Here is a 15,491-nt window from a genome sequence, read left to right as displayed (position 1 = left end):
CGCAAGTTTAAATCTGTATTTTGTGGTATATAAACTTTCGAATCTAATTATGCGAGAAATCTAATGCGCGCCATTATCTTTTTATCAGCTTTTTCGATCATCTCATCGCCTATGGTCGGTGCTATCGCCAAAGAAAAAGAACGCTTTGTTGTGCCAACGGAAATTAGAGGCGATGGCAAAGTTCCTTTGTGTGACAACCCTAAAGTATTGGCTAAAATCACCAAGAGATTTCACAAAACTAATGTGAAATACAGACACAGTGAGCTGGCCTTTGATCGCATCGAGCATGTGAAAGAAACAGATCACTTAACAAATCCATCAGACGAGACAGACCGACGGTTTTGTAAAGCCCATGTTCACCTGACAAATGGCACACACCCCAAACTCTATTATCTTATCCAAGAGCGTGAGGGTATTGCATCTATCACTCCAGGTGTAGATTTCTGCGTTTCTGGACACGATCCTGAACGCGCTCATGGCGATAATTGCCGCTCACTCAGGGTACCTTTTTAGCGCATGATGAAAGCAAAGGTTGTTCAACTCTCTCTCCTCTTATCATTATTTCTGATAGCACCGATATCCTATAGCAAGTCAAATGAGAGCGTTACCTTTCAAAGCTGGTCAGTCGTTTGCGGGGATGACAATTTTTGCACAGCCACCACACCAGATCAAAGCAATGCGGCGGGCGCACTGAAAGTCCGGCGCTATAATGATGAAAAAGCTAACTGGGAAATATCGGTCCAAACCAAAGCGGATAATCCTTCTCAGTTCGGCCCTTTATCCCTACGCATTGCGGGCCAACGCCGTAACACCTTGAAAGCGAATCGTGATTACGCAAGTTTTTCAAATGCAAACGAGTTTTTCTTAATCAACACATCCGCTTTGAACCTTCTGTTTCGTCGCATGATTGAAAGCAGACGCGTGTTTGTTGTGTTTGGTGCAAAAAATCAGCAAAAAATTAATGCAAGCTATTCCCTCAATGGACTATCGAATGCGCTTTTGTGGATTGATGAAGAACAAAACCGAGTTGGGTCACGCCGCACAGTTGGACCACCTATTGAGCGCTCAACTGAAAAACCTAAATCTGTTCAACACGATGCTGAAACTATAGCGACAAATCTGCACCGTAAGACACTCGACCCATCGCTTTGTGATGTATCAGCAGAACAAACCTACAGGATAGGCGTGACAGTTGAAGCGCTCGATGAAGCAACATCACTTGTGATGATCCCTTGCTTTGCGGCTGCTTCAAATACGAGCTTTCGAGTTTTCTTAGTGGATAAAGAAAGCCAGACTGCCACGCTTCAACTATGGGCCACTTATTCAGCTTTCACTGGTTGGGTTGGAACGGATATCCTCTCAAACGTCAGCTACGACATTGTGAGTAAAGAGCTTACAATGCTTCATAAAGGCCGCGGCCATGGTGATTGTGGCATACGCGGCAAATGGGGCTGGAAAAGCGATGGTAGATTCGAAATGATAGAATTTTCGGCAAAGGATGATTGCGACGGGGTAGATAATGATTGGCCAATCATTTTTCCTGCACCCAAAGTCATCCCTTAAAACACAGCAAAAGCCATAAAAATCATCCATATACCCAAAAATTATGGGTAGTGAGCAAAAGCTACATGTCAATCGGTTGAACAATACCTATTTATCGCTATAAGCGTCACAAAGATTGCCACCCAAAAGTACTATCAGGATAGCTCAACCTATATGGAATTCACGCTCTATCTCATCGTAGGCTTTGCCATTTTAATCGTTGCTGGCGATCTTCTCGTGCGTGGCTCGGTCTCTCTGGCTGAACACTTCGGTATTCCAAGTATCGTAATTGGGCTGACAATTGTCGCCTTTGGCACATCGGCGCCGGAACTTATGATCTCGCTCAAAGCCGCCCTTACTGGGCATGGTGGCATTTCTATCGGTAATGTGGTTGGCAGTAATATCGCCAATATTCTACTCGTTCTTGGTCTGCCCGCACTCATCAAGGCGATCCCTTGCGGCGGTGTTGGATCTGCGCGTAACGCGGGTTTCATGATCGTTGTGACCGGCATATTTATCGCTTGCTGCTGGTATCAACCCTTCACCTATATCCACGGTATCGTATTGTTATTGCTTTTGGCGGTATTCCTTACTGATTCCGTTATTTTTTCGCGCAAACAACGCGCCCTAGGTATTGCTACACAGGATCCGCTTGACGAAGTTGACGGCAGAACAGACAATCTTACTCTGGCTGGTGTATTTCTTGTAATAGGTCTGATCGGCCTGCCCATTGGCGGGCATCTGGCCGTTAATGGTGCCATCGGCATTGCTACGCTGTTAGGCGTATCGGAAACTGCAATCGCCTTGTCCGTCGTAGCTATAGGAACCTCATTGCCTGAGGTAGTAACAGCAATAATCGCCGCTCGCAAAGGGCAGATAGAACTTGCAATGGGTAATGTGATTGGCTCGAATGTCTTCAATATTTTGGCAATCATTGGAACGACCGCCCTCGTCACTCCAATCTACACACCAGAGCGCATTCAACAGTTTGACCTTTGGGTAATGGCAGGCACTTCAGCCTTCCTTCTACCATTTGTTTTCCGATGCATCCCAATAAGCCGCCGCATTGGCGCGATGATGCTTTTGTCATATGCTGTTTATCTATTCATGGTGTTCAAACTGGAGGTTTAGTGATGACGCTACCCTATAAAACAGCTCTGATTACGGGTGGCGCTAAGCGCATAGGCAAAGCGATCACTGAAAATCTGGCGCAAAACGGCTGGGCTGTTGCAATCCACTGCAATTCATCACGCGCTGCTGGCGATGAGTTGGCACACGAAATCAATGAAAACGGTGGGCGGGCAGCCGTTATAGCCGCGGATCTTAGTGACCTAGCGGCTGTTAAGACCATTATTCCACAAGCGATCGATGCCCTCGGGCCCATCAATTTGTTGGTGAATAATGCTTCCGTGTTTGAGGCTGATGATATCCACACCATGAGCGAAAAATCATGGTCATTCCATCAGACCGTCAATTTAGCTGCGCCTGCTTTTCTTACGCAGGCCTTTGCAAAAAATCTGCCAAAGGCAGAGCACGGCAATATCGTCAATATCATTGATCAGCGCGTTTTAAAATTAAGCCCTGAGTTCTTTTCATATCAGCTCACCAAGAGCACGCTATGGGTTGCGACACGCACGCTAGCCCAGTCTCTCGCCCCTCTTATCCGCGTTAACGCCATCTCCCCAGGCCCCACGATACAGAACGCCAGACAACGCCCCGAAGACTTTCAGGCGCAGCTCGACGGTATTTTGTTGAAAAAAGGGGCAAAGCTAGAAGAATTTGGCCGCACAATCCGCTATCTTGTCGATACACCATCGATAACCGGCCAGATGATTTGCCTCGACGGTGGGCAGCATCTGGCTTGGGAGACACCGGATATTGCAGGCATTCCTGAGTGAGCGACAATAAAACAGATTACGCAGTTCAGAACGAAGAAGGCATCAAGCGCACCTTAAAAGACGGCGCTGCGGTGATTGCTGATTTTGTCACGCGCCTGCCCAATGCTCCCGGCGTATACCGCATGATCAATGAAAAAGGTGACGTTCTTTATGTTGGCAAAGCGCGTGCTTTAAAAAAGCGAGTAGCCAGCTATACCAGACCCGCAGGGCTATCAACGCGCATCATTCGCATGGTGCAAGCCACTACGACAATGGAATTTGTTACCACCAAGACAGAAACCGAAGCGCTATTACTTGAAGCCAATTTGATTAAGCGGTTTCATCCGCCATTCAATGTACTTTTGCGTGACGATAAATCCTTTCCCTATATTCTGATTTCCGACGACCACGATGCCGCACAATTGACCAAGCATCGAGGTGCCAGACAGCGTAAGGGGCAGTATTTTGGACCTTTTGCAGCCGTCGCAGCAGTTGATCGGACCATCATTGCCCTACAAAAATCTTTTCTTTTGCGCTCTTGCACAGACAGTGTTTATGAAAGCCGTACTCGCCCTTGCCTGCTTTATCAAATCAAACGTTGCTCAGCCCCCTGCACTGGCGAAATCAGTTTAGAAAATTATGGTGACCTCGTTCAAGAAGCGAGCGAGTTTTTGCGTGGCAAAAGCAGCGATATTAAACAGCGGCTAGCCAACCAAATGGAAGAATCGTCAAGCCAACAAGACTATGAGCGTGCCGCCATCTACCGCGACCGTCTGGCTTCTTTGGCGATGATACAAAGCCGCCAAGACATAAACCTACAATCGACTGAAGAAGCGGATGTTTTTGCCATCCATCAGGAAGGTGGGCAGGCTTGCGTGCAGGTATTTTTCTTTCGTACCGGCCAAAACTGGGGCAATCGAGCCTATTTTCCACGTGTTGATAAAACCGACACACCAGCAACAATACTCAGTGCTTTTCTTGGCCAATTTTATGATGGCAAGCCTTGCCCGCGTTTGATTTTGCTGAATGAAGATTTTGATGAACGCGAGCTATTGGCTCAAGCGTTGAGCGAAAAGAACGGACATAAAATTGTAGCCATTGTTCCCAAGCGTGGTGAAAAACGCGCTGTTGTCAAAGGAGCCACAGATAACGCTCGCAGAGCACTTGAGCGCAAACTGGCAGAATCATCAACTCAGATAAAACTGCTTGAGGGCGTCAAAGAGGCCTTCGGTCTTGAAGAAACACCAAAGCGCATAGAGGTCTATGATAACTCACACATCATGGGCACGAACGCTGTGGGCGGAATGGTCGTTGCTGGGCCAGAAGGTTTCGTTAAAGGGCAGTATCGCAAGTTCAACATCAAGGATGTCGACATTGAACCAGGTGATGACTACGGCATGATGCGCGAAGTGCTGCGCCGCCGTTTCACACGATTGATAAAAGAACAACCGCGCACTGACAATTCAACAAGTAAGCAAGAGCGCGAACACAGTGATGCACCCCTCACCAATGACGATGCAATCGGCTGGCCTGATCTTGTATTAATTGACGGTGGCAAGGGTCAGTTAAGTGCGGTTGTTGAAACTTTTGCTGAACTGGGTGTTGAAGGTGTGCCGTTGGTCGGTATCGCTAAAGGGGTTGAGCGCGATGCGGGGCGTGAACGATTTTTCATGCCCAAGCGTGAAGCTTTCATGTTGCCTGAACGCGATCCAGTTTTATATTTTGTGCAACGTTTGCGCGATGAAGCCCACCGTTTTGCCATAGGCACGCACCGCGCGCGGCGTAAAAAGGATATGATAAAAAATCCGCTAGATGAAATCGTCGGTGTGGGCCCTGCTCGTAAACGCGCGCTCTTGCAGCATTTTGGAACGGCTAAGGTTGTGAAACGCGCTGGTATGGATGATTTGATGGAAGTGGATGGAATCAACGAGCACACAGCCCGGCTGGTTTATAATTTCTTCCACGAGAACAGCGACGACGCTTAAATATTTAGACTAAATTTTCCCCTCAAGGGCCTTATCATAATCAGATTCACCAAAAGATCATATCAGGCCTTGCAATTGCCTAGCTTATTTGGTCATTTCCTCAAATGACAACATCTCAGATATCAAATAGCGAAAAAGCCAAGCAGAAGGCACGTGAGAGATCACTCACGCTCAGCTTGCCAAATTTGTTGACCTATGGGCGAATTGTCGCCGTGCCCGCAGTTATTGCCTGCTTTTATTTCGATGGACCTTTCAGCAATTGGGTGGCATTCAGCTTATTCGTTGTCGCCTCGATTACCGATTTTCTTGATGGATATCTAGCTCGTGCTTGGTCCCAGCAATCAGCTTTGGGGCGTATGCTTGATCCTATCGCAGACAAATTGCTTATCGCTGCCTCCCTGTTGGGATTGTGTGCCTTTGGCGTAATTACCTCATGGTCTGTTTGGGCAGCGGTAATTATTTTATTCAGAGAAATAGCGGTGTCCGGTCTTCGTGAGTTTCTTGCATCCCTTCAAGTTAGCGTGCCGGTATCCAATCTAGCCAAATGGAAAACAGCCATACAGATGACCGCTTTGGCGGTCCTCCTCATCGGCCCGGCCCTTGGCCCAATTTATGTTGATGCAGGGATCGCTCTTTTGTGGATTGCCGCAATCGTCACGCTGATTACCGGTTATGATTATTTTCGTGCTGGTCTGCGCCATCTTTTAGAGGATGACGCATGAAGCTTATTTATTTTGCATGGGTGCGCGAACAAGTGGGTATTGACGAAGAAAACGTCGATTTGCCTGCGACCATCAAAACAATTGCTGATTTACTCGCATGGTTGCCCGAACGAGGTGATAATTATGCCATATTCGAGCAGGCCCATGCCTTGCGCGCTGCTATCAATCAAGAACATGTCGATCACGACACGCTCATTACAGATGCGCAAGAAATCGCAATCTTTCCGCCGATGACAGGTGGCTGATGACTGATATTGATGTTCGCATTCAGTCTGCCCCTTTTGATATCAATGCTGAGAGCGAACGCATGACTGGTCACGACCACCCTAATGTGGGTGCGCTTGTGACTTTCACTGGTTATTGTCGCGATGAGCAAGGCGCTCTTTCCGCGCTGGAGCTTGATCATTATCCCGGCATGGCTGAGGCTGAGATCACTAAAATTGCCCGTGATGCAGCCGAACGTTGGCCGCTTGATGCTATCACCGCCATTCATCGCTATGGGAAGATGGAACCAGGCGGGCCTATTGTCCTTGTTGCCGCCAGTTCACGCCATCGCAAGGCGGCTTTTGAAGCGGCTGAATTCATTATGGATTTTTTGAAAACTCGCGCACCTTTTTGGAAAAAAGAGCATCATGCAGATGGCTCAAGCGGCACATGGGTTGATGCAAAAGAAGCCGACGACGACGCGCTTCACCGCTGGACGCAAAAATAATTTAGCCCAAGTAATATAAATCGGCATAAAAGCATTATGCCAAAACTCTCAATAAACCTAGCAATTAACAGCTCATAACATTTTATCATCAGGCAATCCAAAACCTAGCATCTTGAGACTTTAAATCTAATGGCTAAGTCCATCTGTGGATAAAGTTTATTATGATATCTTTCGTCATGGGGATAAATGTTAAAAAAATTGATGAGGTTTTTTTCCATCATCTATTTCGTCATTGTTATCACTGCACTGCTTGGTAGCATCGGCTACATGCTTGTAAATTTCCCACCAGAAGCATGGGATAAATTTGCTCATGAGGGCGGAATTATTGAAAGCACAACTGCTATCATCTTTGGTCTTGTGGCATTATTGGCTTTCATCCTGTTCTTTAGAATACGCGCCAAAATATGGCTCTATTTCGGCTTCTTAATGGCCGCTGCATCCATGCGTGAAATGGATTTACACAGGGCTTGGACAACCGATTCAATTTTTAAGCTTAGATTTTATAGTGGTGACGCCGCACCATTTTATGAAAAAATCTTGGGGTTGTTATTTATACTGGTCTTGGTTTTCACTCTTGTTCAATTCATCCGCCACATTCCATCATGGATATCAAATGTTTTGAAATTTCAACCGATGGCTTTATCCATCTTTATGGGATTAGGCACATTGGCGTTAGGAAAATTACTTGATTCAATGGCCCGAGTTTTGCCGTTTATGGCAGATTTTCACGGAAACAATCGTCCGTTACTGAGGTTGCTTGAAGAAAGCCTTGAAATGACTTCATCATTCTTTTTTCTGCTAACATGTCTATTGGCTTTGCTTTTTAAAACCATCCAAAACCAAGAACAAACATCATAAAAAATGGCCTGCCTTTCTTATAAGGCAAGCCATTATCATGTCAGGATGTTTTGCTAAATTGGTCGATTAACCGGCAATTTCGCGCTCAGCAAACCAAAATGCAATTTCTTCAGCTGCTGTTTCAGCGGCATCAGAACCATGCACAGAGTTTTCACCCAGTGATAACGCACATGTTTTGCGGATTGTACCCTCATCAGCTTCAGCTGGATTGGTTGCACCCATCACTTCGCGGTTTTTCAAAATCGCATTTTCGCCTTCAAGAACCTGAACAACTGTTGGGCCTGATGACATAAATTCTGTTAGCTCACCAAAGAAAGGGCGCTCAGAGTGAACCGCATAAAAAGCTTGTGCATCTTTCAAAGACATCCATACGCGTTTTGAAGCAATAACGCGCAGGCCTGCTTCTTCGAGCATAGCAGTGATTTTACCAGTGAGGTTACGGGCTGTTGCGTCCGGTTTGATCATAGAGAAGGTGCGTTCAATCGCCATTATGATATTCCTATTTCATATTCGTCGGGGATAAGTTGGCGCTGTATAGCGCTACGCTCGCTCTATCACAAGAGCGAACGCACTTCTTTTATGGCTTAAACGCCAGAATAGGTAGCATCTATGCGATCAAACCACACCTTCACGCTGTCATCAGCCGCAAAGACTTCAAAGGGCGCAATGGTTGAAAACCATTTTAAGCTGCCAAAAACAATGTAATCAGCAAATAAAGCGCTTTCACCGCCGATGAATGGTTGTTTAACCAGCATTGTTCGAAGCGGCGTTAGTGCTGCGCGAAAGCCTTCAATACGACCATCACGGCCAGCCTGTACTTCTTCCAATGTCTGTTTGAACATGGCCTCGCGGCTTTTTCTAAAATATGCCTGATCTTCCGGTGCTAAGGTGTCGTGAATATCCTTTAAAATCAGCCTGACAATTACCGGTGCCAGCGTTGTGTTTGCCCATGATTGAACAAATTGAGCTAAGGCTATGCCCTGTTCACCACCAAACAGTGATGGGCTGTCTGGGTATTTTTTTTCTAGATAAACAGCGATATCGAATGAATCCGTTACTTCCTCATCACCATCAACGATCGTTGGAAGCGTTTTCACATCACCCTTCACTGTTTCACCTATTTTGGTAAAAGCGACCCCGGTAGATTCAAAATCAAGACCTTTATGAACAAGGCTCATTTTCGTGCGCCAACAAGTTGGTGAAAAACGCTTATCTTTATCCGCGCCGCAAAGGTCGTAAAGCTTGATTGACATGAGCTGTCATCTCCTGTTTTTGCGTAACATACGCTATGCCACGCTGATTATGTGCAAAGCGATAATCCTAATAAGAAACAGATGGAAGCATTTTTTTGAATTTCACGTGACAGTGATAAATATTCTTCTCCACACCACCAAATAAGCACAATTCAGGGGATGCACCATCGTTCAATCTAGTCTAAGACCAGTGCAGTTTAATTAATAGGTCTTCACCCTAAAACAATGCTCCACATTAATGACGTCACTTACCGCATCGGCGGTCGCCTCCTGTTGGAACAAGCAACTGCCGCAATTACACCTGGCACCAAAGCCGGACTTGTTGGGCGCAATGGAACAGGAAAATCTACCCTCTTCAAGCTGTTGAATGAGGAATTGACGCCTGAGTCAGGAAGCCTTTCTATTCGCAAGGGTGCGCGGGTTGGTCAGGTGGCGCAAGAAGCCCCGAGTAATGATGTCTCGCTGCTTGATACAGTGCTGGCGGCTGATGCTGAACGCACATCATTGATGCAAGAATCTGAAACCACAACTGACCCCGACCGAATAGCTGAAATACAATTACGGCTGGTTGATATTGGTGCCCATAACGCAGAATCCCGCGCAGGCGCTATTCTGCACGGTCTTGGTTTTGACGCCATAACTCAACAACGCCCCTGCTCCGAGTTTTCAGGTGGTTGGCGCATGCGGGTAGCTCTTGCTGCCGTTTTATTCTCAGAACCAGATCTTCTATTGCTTGATGAGCCGACAAACTATCTCGACCTTGAAGGCACTCTATGGCTTGAGAACTATATCAATCGCTATCCCTACACTGTCTTTCTTATCAGTCATGACAAAGATTTGTTGAATCGCTGCGTCAATACGATTGTGCATTTGGATCAAATGAAGCTCACAATCTATAAGGGTAATTACGATCTATTTGACCGCCAGCGCCGTGAACGGCAGGCCTTACAGTTGAAGCTGAAATCCAAGCAAGATGACCAGCGCCGGCACATGGAAGCCTTTGTTAATCGCTTCAAGGCCAAAGCCAGTAAAGCGAAACAAGCGCAAAGCCGCCTCAAAGCTCTGGAAAAAATGCAACCGATTTCGGCGATGGTTGACGATCACATTAAACCATTTCAATTCCCAAACCCGAAAAAGCGTATGTCTCCTCCCATGATTCATATAGAAAATGGTTCTGTGGGCTATGAACCAGAAAAGCCGATTTTGACCAATATCGGCATCTCGCTTGGCCCTGAAGATCGGGTTGGTCTTTTGGGCGCGAACGGTAATGGCAAATCAACGATGGCGAAGCTTTTATCTGGACGTCTTAAGATTGAAACGGGACACATAAAACGTTCAAACAAGATGGAAGTTGCTTATTTCGCACAACACCAGCTTGATGAATTGCGCCCTAATGAGAGCGCCTATGAACACGTCAAGACGATGATGGACGATACGACTGAAGGTGTCACAGAAGCCCAAGCACGTGCGCGTGCGGCGCAAATGGGCTTGGATCGCGCCAAGATGGATACCCCAGCTAAAGATCTCTCTGGGGGTGAGAAAGCTCGTCTGCTGTTGGGGCTTGCAACCTTTCACGGGGCGCATTTGCTTATTCTTGATGAGCCAACAAACCACCTCGATATCGACAGTCGCGAGGCTTTGGTCCATGCGTTGAATGACTATGAAGGCGCGGTAATCATCATCAGCCACGACAGGAGCCTGCTAGAAGCCTCTGTCGACAGGCTATGGCTGGTCGCAGATGGCACCGTGAAGCCCTATGTGGGCGACCTTGACGAATACCGCAGCTATATTTTAACGGCCAGCAAGACATCAAAGTCGAATGCTAATAAATCCGAGAAAAAGGCTGCCGCTCGAGAAGTTAAAAAGGCAGAGGAGCGACGCAAAGAATCGGCTGCCAAACGAGCAAGCCGCGCTCCATTAAAAGCCGAGGTGCGCGCGTTAGAAAAGACAATGGCCTTGTTAGAGAAAAAACTTAAACTGGCCGATGAAAAATTAGCCTTGCCTAATTTATTTCGAGATCACGCCGACAAGGCAAGGCAGCTCAATCAAATTCGCGCCAGACTGGTCGGCGAAATGAGCAGTGCTGAAGAAGCATGGCTTAAAGCAAGTGCTGCGCTGGAAGACGCCGAAAAATAAGCGCCCAAAGCATCAAGCGCCGTCTTCGCCAGTTTCTCTCAGTAGATCAGCATGCAATTGCTTAGCAAGCTCGGCATTGCCCCCTTGCCTTTTCTGGCGCAGGCGCTCAGCGCTAAGAATAGCTTTCACCTGCATATAGGCAGCATCAAGGTCTTCATTGACCACAAGATAATCATAATCCGGCCAGCGTTTGAGTTCGCCGACCGCCGTCTTCATGCGGCGACGAATGACATCATCGCTATCTTCAGCGCGGCGCTTCAACCGTGATTTCATCTCTTCGATAGAAGGTGGCAGAATGAAAATTGTCGCAATATCATCTGGCATTTTTGCGCGCAATTGATCGCTGCCTTGTACATCAATATCAAACAAAACATCGCGACCCGCGACAAGCTCATCTTCCACAAACCGTTTTGGTGTGCCGTAATAGTTGCCATGCACCTCGGCCCATTCAAGAAGCTCGTCATGGGCCACCATTTTGTCAAAATCACCGCGCTTTAAAAAATGATAATGTACCCCATCCACTTCGCTTGAGCGGCGTTCTCTTGTGGTGGCGGAAACTGAGAGCTTTAGCTCGCGATCTTCTTTGAGCAAAAGATTAGCTATCGTCGATTTTCCAGCGCCCGACGGCGATGACAAAACAAACATCAAGCCTCGTCTAACAGCTGTGTTGGCATCTAATTTTTTAGGCGACATGTGACCTACTATTCGACGTTTTGAACCTGCTCGCGAAATTGCTCTATTGTCGCTTTTAAGGCAAGCCCGATGTTGGTGATCGCGATATCATTTGCCTTACTGCACACAGTATTTGCCTCGCGATTGAATTCTTGCGTCAAAAAATCGAGCCGCCTACCAACTGGTTCGCTGCTGGCGAGTAACTCTCGTGCTGAAGCTACATGAGCTACAAGACGGTCGATTTCTTCCTTGATATCAACTTTTGCGGCCATAATAAGCGCTTCTTGATAAAGTCTCTCCTCAGAGAACTCATGATCACCCTTCATGAGTTGTTTTATCTGCTCTTCGAACTTGGCGCCTATACTGGAAGCCGTCCGCTCAGGAGCATCACGCGCGGCGACAACCAATTTTTCTATCTCATTAAGCGTCTCTTCCAGAATCGTATGAAGGGCTGCACCCTCACTTGCTCTGGATGCCACCAATAGGTCCAGCGTCCGATCAAGATCTTTCAAAACCGCATCAACCAGACCTGTTTTATCCTCTAGCACATCATCACTATTGTTCGTATCAAGAACGCCTCGGGTTGATAATAGGGCATCCATAGAGATTGGCGGCACATCATGCTCTAAGCTCAGTTTTTTGGATAAAGTGAGTACTGCTTCAAGTATCTCTTCATTGACACTCAAAGCACCGTCATTGCGAGTTGTTTCAAGCTGTAAATTCGCTTGAATGTTTCCTCTGGATAGTTTTTCAGGAAATATCCGACGTGCCACTTGATCTAATTCGTTCAAGAATGGCGGTAGACGCAGGCGAATATCGAGCGATTTTCCATTGACCGAACGAATATTCCACGTCCATTGAAAGCTGGTCGATTCTATTTCAATCGTGCCGTCCTGACTTGAATAGCCAGTCATACTTTGTAAGCTCATCGCAGTGCCCGGCCCTATTCATTTATAATCATGATTATGACAATGGTATCGCAAAAGCCCAGCAAATTAAATAGCGTTAATTTGGTGCAGGTGTTGATTCTTCTTTTGGCGCTTCTTCTTTTGACTTTTTCTCTTTACGTTCTTTTTCTATCCGTCGCCAATTTCTCACATTGTTATTGTGTTCTTTAAGTGTTTTAGCAAAGGCGTGTCCCCCTGTACCATCAGCAACGAAATACAGCTCATCGGTGAACGAAGGATTAGCAACGGCTTCCATGGCCGCAATACCAGGATTTGAAATAGGGCCTGGTGGTAGAGCAGGAATTGTATAGGTATTGTAGTCTGTCGGCTTTTCTATATCTGATTTATATATAGGACGGTCCTTAGGTTTACCCCCGCCGCCAAACAATCCATAAATGATCGTTGGATCAGACTGAAGCTTAATGCCTTGTCTGAGGCGATTGATAAAGACTGCAGCGACCCGTGGCCGTTCATCAGATTTGGCAGTTTCTTTTTCGACGATTGATGCCAAAATAACCAATTCTTCTTGTGTTTTTACTGGTAACCCATCGACTCGATTAGCCCAAATTCTTTTGAGTGACTTGATTTGTTCCTGCTGCATCAATCTAATTATTTGAATACGGCTAGTGCCGCGCCCAAAAGTATATGTATTGGGCAAAAGCGAGCCTTCTTCTGGGATTTCATTGATATCGCCTGTAAGAATTTTATCTGCACGCAGGATTTCAACGATCTGTAGAGATGTTAATCCTTCTGGTACGGTCACTTTGTAAATGACTGCCTTGCCTTTAACCAGCTTGGCGAGCACATCGCGCATGGTTGCGCCTTTTTCAAAAATATATTCACCCGCTTTAAGCTCGCCCTGCTTCTTTTGAAGACGTACTGTTGCCCAAAAAATCAATGGGCTTTTGATCACTTTGCTACGGGCAAGTGCATCCCCGATATCGCGCGTACTTGAGCCTCGAGGTACGAGTACTTTTACGGTCTTTTCAAGTGGCCCTACGGCAACATATTCCTTGCTTCCCCAGAAAAAACCCACGCCGAGCACAACCAAAGCAAGCATTGCAACAGAGAAGAAAAAATTGAAAATAATAACCCAACGATTACGTGCATGTCGTGAACGCTTCGGGGCTTTGGGTAGCTTTTGCGGACGCAATGCCTCGCGCGGACTTTTCAGATCAATAGACTCGATCGGCACGTCATCAACGGGAATATTATCTTGATATTCAGATGGATCGGATACGTCAGACATAATCCAATAACCTTTGTGTCGCCGTAATTAATAAAATTCCGCCACAAACTCAGCGGAACATCTAATATACATTTTGAATCACACCATGATTTGATGCGTATTCTTATGGACATAACACCGCACAACATGTGCATTATTATGTCGAAATTACGATAATTAATATTACTCTATTTAGTAAAGCGCTTCATCACCAATGATGCATTTGTTCCACCAAAACCGAACGAATTAGAGAGAGCTATGTCTATATTCATGTCTTTTTTGACATGAGGAACCAAATCAATACGACTCTCAACTGATGGATTATCGAGGTTAAGTGTTGGTGGAGCGACTTGATCACGAATGGCGAGTGTCGTAAAAATAGCCTCAACAGCACCGGCAGCACCTAACAGGTGACCAATAGCAGATTTTGTAGAAGACATGGAAAGCGATGATGCTCCATCACCGACAAGTCGTTCCACCGCCCGCAGTTCAATCTCGTCTCCAACAGGCGTCGATGTGCCGTGGGCATTGATATAATCAATGTCACTAGGGGAAATACCGGCTCGGTTACAAGCTGCCATCATACAACGATAAGCACCATCACCATCGTGAGACGGCGCAGTTATATGATGAGCATCTCCAGACAGGCCATAGCCTACGATTTCCGCATAAATTTTTGCACCGCGTGCAAGAGCATGTTCGAGTTCTTCTACCACAACAATACCAGCACCATCACCCATGACGAAACCATCGCGGTCCTTGTCATAAGGGCGTGAGCCAGATTTTGGGTCATCATTAAAGGCTGACGATAGCGCGCGACATGCTACGAAACCAGCAATACCAAGTCGGCAAACGCCTGATTCTGCACCGCCAGCGACCATCACATCCGCATCACCAAGCGCCACCATTCGCGAGGCATCTCCAATGGCATGAGCACCCGTAGAACATGCTGTTACAACACAGTGATTCGGCCCCTTCAGGCCATGCTTAATGGATACATACCCGCTGATTAAATTGATGAGGCGGCCAGTCACAAAGAATGGAGAGATGCGCCGAGGACCTTTGTCGCGCATTGTTACTTCTGCCGCACCAATACCCTCAAGACCACCAACACCCGAACCAATCACAACACCTGTTGCACATTGATCTTCATAGCTTTGAGGATGCCAATTAGCGTCATCGAGTGCCTGTTTGGCCGCAGCAAGACCATAGATGATAAAATCATCAATCTTACGCTGCTCTTTTGGCAACATGTAGGTATCAGGGTTAAACGTTCCGTTGCTGCCATCGCCGCGCGGAACTTCACAGGCTATTTTACAAGCCAAATCCTCTACATCGAACTTTTCGATACGAGCCGCAGCGCTATCGCCATTCAAAAGGCGAGACCATGTGTGCTCAACCCCATCGCCTAACGGAGTTACAGCACCCAAACCAGTTATAACAACTCGCCGCATATCAAGAACCCACTATTATCTTAGCCATAATCACAAGCATTTTGTAGATGTCAAAATGCCAGCCCTCTTTATTCAAGAAAGCTGGCATTCATGAAAATATAGCGT

16 protein-coding genes are annotated in these 15,491 nt (G+C 46.6%); 10 read left to right on the top strand and 6 right to left on the bottom strand.

Going from position 1 to position 15,491, the window contains the following annotated elements:
- The first annotated feature begins 63 nt into the window (after nucleotides 1-63).
- The 9 genes from ABJ081_09330 to ABJ081_09290 all read left to right on the top strand — a co-directional run bounded on the left by ABJ081_09330 (nucleotide 64) and on the right by ABJ081_09290 (nucleotide 7,696).
- Nucleotides 64-513, top strand: coding sequence for a hypothetical protein (locus ABJ081_09330; GenBank protein ID MEP6356873.1), 450 nt, complete (start codon nucleotides 64-66; stop codon nucleotides 511-513).
- Nucleotides 514-516: 3 nt separating this feature from the next.
- Complete coding sequence (locus tag ABJ081_09325) at nucleotides 517-1,563, top strand: DUF1176 domain-containing protein (GenBank protein MEP6356872.1); 1,047 nt, start codon at nucleotides 517-519, stop codon at nucleotides 1,561-1,563.
- Between the two features lie 153 nt (nucleotides 1,564-1,716).
- Nucleotides 1,717-2,673 (top strand): calcium/sodium antiporter, encoded by a 957-nt coding sequence (locus ABJ081_09320; GenBank protein MEP6356871.1) that lies wholly within the window; start codon nucleotides 1,717-1,719, stop codon nucleotides 2,671-2,673.
- 2 nt (nucleotides 2,674-2,675) lie between these two features.
- Nucleotides 2,676-3,440, top strand: a complete 765-nt coding sequence (locus ABJ081_09315) for an SDR family oxidoreductase (protein ID MEP6356870.1) — start codon at nucleotides 2,676-2,678, stop codon at nucleotides 3,438-3,440.
- 41 nt (nucleotides 3,441-3,481) lie between these two features.
- A complete protein-coding gene (gene uvrC / locus ABJ081_09310) occupies nucleotides 3,482-5,404 on the top strand; it encodes an excinuclease ABC subunit UvrC (GenBank protein MEP6356869.1) in 1,923 nt (640 codons plus the stop codon).
- A gap of 104 nt (nucleotides 5,405-5,508) precedes the next feature.
- Nucleotides 5,509-6,126: a CDP-diacylglycerol--glycerol-3-phosphate 3-phosphatidyltransferase gene (pgsA, locus tag ABJ081_09305; GenBank protein MEP6356868.1), complete on the top strand. Its 618-nt coding sequence runs from the start codon at nucleotides 5,509-5,511 to the stop codon at nucleotides 6,124-6,126.
- Nucleotides 6,123-6,371 carry a molybdopterin converting factor subunit 1 gene (gene moaD, locus ABJ081_09300; protein ID MEP6356867.1) on the top strand — a complete coding sequence of 83 codons (249 nt, stop codon included), beginning with the start codon at nucleotides 6,123-6,125 and terminating at the stop codon, nucleotides 6,369-6,371. Before pgsA ends, moaD begins: the two co-directional genes overlap by 4 nt.
- Nucleotides 6,371-6,838, top strand: a complete 468-nt coding sequence (locus ABJ081_09295; protein MEP6356866.1) for a molybdenum cofactor biosynthesis protein MoaE — start codon at nucleotides 6,371-6,373, stop codon at nucleotides 6,836-6,838. Before moaD ends, ABJ081_09295 begins: the two co-directional genes overlap by 1 nt.
- A 186-nt stretch (nucleotides 6,839-7,024) precedes the next feature.
- Entirely contained in the window at nucleotides 7,025-7,696 is a 672-nt protein-coding gene (locus ABJ081_09290; GenBank protein ID MEP6356865.1) for a hypothetical protein, read from the top strand.
- Between the two features lie 66 nt (nucleotides 7,697-7,762).
- Here ABJ081_09290 and ndk read toward each other — a convergent pair whose 3' ends face one another.
- Both ndk and ABJ081_09280 read right to left on the bottom strand, forming a co-directional pair.
- Entirely contained in the window at nucleotides 7,763-8,185 is a 423-nt protein-coding gene (gene ndk, locus ABJ081_09285; protein ID MEP6356864.1) for a nucleoside-diphosphate kinase, read from the bottom strand.
- Between the two features lie 95 nt (nucleotides 8,186-8,280).
- A complete protein-coding gene (locus tag ABJ081_09280) occupies nucleotides 8,281-8,949 on the bottom strand; it encodes a glutathione S-transferase family protein (protein ID MEP6356863.1) in 669 nt (222 codons plus the stop codon).
- Between the two features lie 225 nt (nucleotides 8,950-9,174).
- Here ABJ081_09280 and ABJ081_09275 point away from each other — a divergent pair, with 225 nt between their 5' ends.
- A complete protein-coding gene (locus ABJ081_09275; GenBank protein MEP6356862.1) occupies nucleotides 9,175-11,085 on the top strand; it encodes an ATP-binding cassette domain-containing protein in 1,911 nt (636 codons plus the stop codon).
- Between the two features lie 12 nt (nucleotides 11,086-11,097).
- On the opposite strand, the gene gmk is transcribed toward ABJ081_09275, so the two are convergent.
- The 4 genes from gmk to fabF all read right to left on the bottom strand — a co-directional run bounded on the left by gmk (nucleotide 11,098) and on the right by fabF (nucleotide 15,386).
- Complete coding sequence (gene gmk, locus ABJ081_09270; GenBank protein MEP6356861.1) at nucleotides 11,098-11,778, bottom strand: guanylate kinase; 681 nt, start codon at nucleotides 11,776-11,778, stop codon at nucleotides 11,098-11,100.
- A gap of 8 nt (nucleotides 11,779-11,786) precedes the next feature.
- Nucleotides 11,787-12,686, bottom strand: coding sequence for a YicC/YloC family endoribonuclease (locus ABJ081_09265; GenBank protein MEP6356860.1), 900 nt, complete (start codon nucleotides 12,684-12,686; stop codon nucleotides 11,787-11,789).
- A 76-nt stretch (nucleotides 12,687-12,762) separates the two neighbouring features.
- Complete coding sequence (gene mltG, locus ABJ081_09260) at nucleotides 12,763-13,953, bottom strand: endolytic transglycosylase MltG (GenBank protein MEP6356859.1); 1,191 nt, start codon at nucleotides 13,951-13,953, stop codon at nucleotides 12,763-12,765.
- A 167-nt stretch (nucleotides 13,954-14,120) separates the two neighbouring features.
- Nucleotides 14,121-15,386, bottom strand: coding sequence for a beta-ketoacyl-ACP synthase II (gene fabF, locus ABJ081_09255; GenBank protein ID MEP6356858.1), 1,266 nt, complete (start codon nucleotides 15,384-15,386; stop codon nucleotides 14,121-14,123).
- Nucleotides 15,387-15,491: the final 105 nt, after the last annotated feature.

It is taken from the genome of Hyphomicrobiales bacterium, assembly GCA_039989895.1.
In the GTDB taxonomy this organism is placed as follows: domain Bacteria; phylum Pseudomonadota; class Alphaproteobacteria; order Rhizobiales; family JACESI01; genus JACESI01.
This window is presented reverse-complemented; position numbering and strand designations above follow the sequence as displayed.

Bases quoted from the DNA above. Each gene is read 5' to 3' on its own strand.
- ABJ081_09320 (MEP6356871.1), top strand. From the start codon at position 1,717: ATGGAATTCACGCTCTATCTCATCGTAGGCTTTGCCATTTTAATCGTT.
- ABJ081_09325 (MEP6356872.1), top strand. From the start codon at position 517: ATGATGAAAGCAAAGGTTGTTCAACTCTCTCTCCTCTTATCATTATTT.
- moaD (MEP6356867.1), top strand. From the start codon at position 6,123: ATGAAGCTTATTTATTTTGCATGGGTGCGCGAACAAGTGGGTATTGAC.
- ABJ081_09290 (MEP6356865.1), top strand. From the start codon at position 7,025: ATGTTAAAAAAATTGATGAGGTTTTTTTCCATCATCTATTTCGTCATT.
- fabF (MEP6356858.1), bottom strand. From the start codon at position 15,386: ATGCGGCGAGTTGTTATAACTGGTTTGGGTGCTGTAACTCCGTTAGGC.
- ABJ081_09275 (MEP6356862.1), top strand. From the start codon at position 9,175: ATGCTCCACATTAATGACGTCACTTACCGCATCGGCGGTCGCCTCCTG.
- ABJ081_09280 (MEP6356863.1), bottom strand. From the start codon at position 8,949: ATGTCAATCAAGCTTTACGACCTTTGCGGCGCGGATAAAGATAAGCGT.
- gmk (MEP6356861.1), bottom strand. From the start codon at position 11,778: ATGTCGCCTAAAAAATTAGATGCCAACACAGCTGTTAGACGAGGCTTG.
- ABJ081_09295 (MEP6356866.1), top strand. From the start codon at position 6,371: ATGACTGATATTGATGTTCGCATTCAGTCTGCCCCTTTTGATATCAAT.
- ABJ081_09315 (MEP6356870.1), top strand. From the start codon at position 2,676: ATGACGCTACCCTATAAAACAGCTCTGATTACGGGTGGCGCTAAGCGC.
- ABJ081_09330 (MEP6356873.1), top strand. From the start codon at position 64: ATGCGCGCCATTATCTTTTTATCAGCTTTTTCGATCATCTCATCGCCT.
- pgsA (MEP6356868.1), top strand. From the start codon at position 5,509: ATGACAACATCTCAGATATCAAATAGCGAAAAAGCCAAGCAGAAGGCA.
- ndk (MEP6356864.1), bottom strand. From the start codon at position 8,185: ATGGCGATTGAACGCACCTTCTCTATGATCAAACCGGACGCAACAGCC.
- mltG (MEP6356859.1), bottom strand. From the start codon at position 13,953: ATGTCTGACGTATCCGATCCATCTGAATATCAAGATAATATTCCCGTT.
- ABJ081_09265 (MEP6356860.1), bottom strand. From the start codon at position 12,686: ATGAGCTTACAAAGTATGACTGGCTATTCAAGTCAGGACGGCACGATT.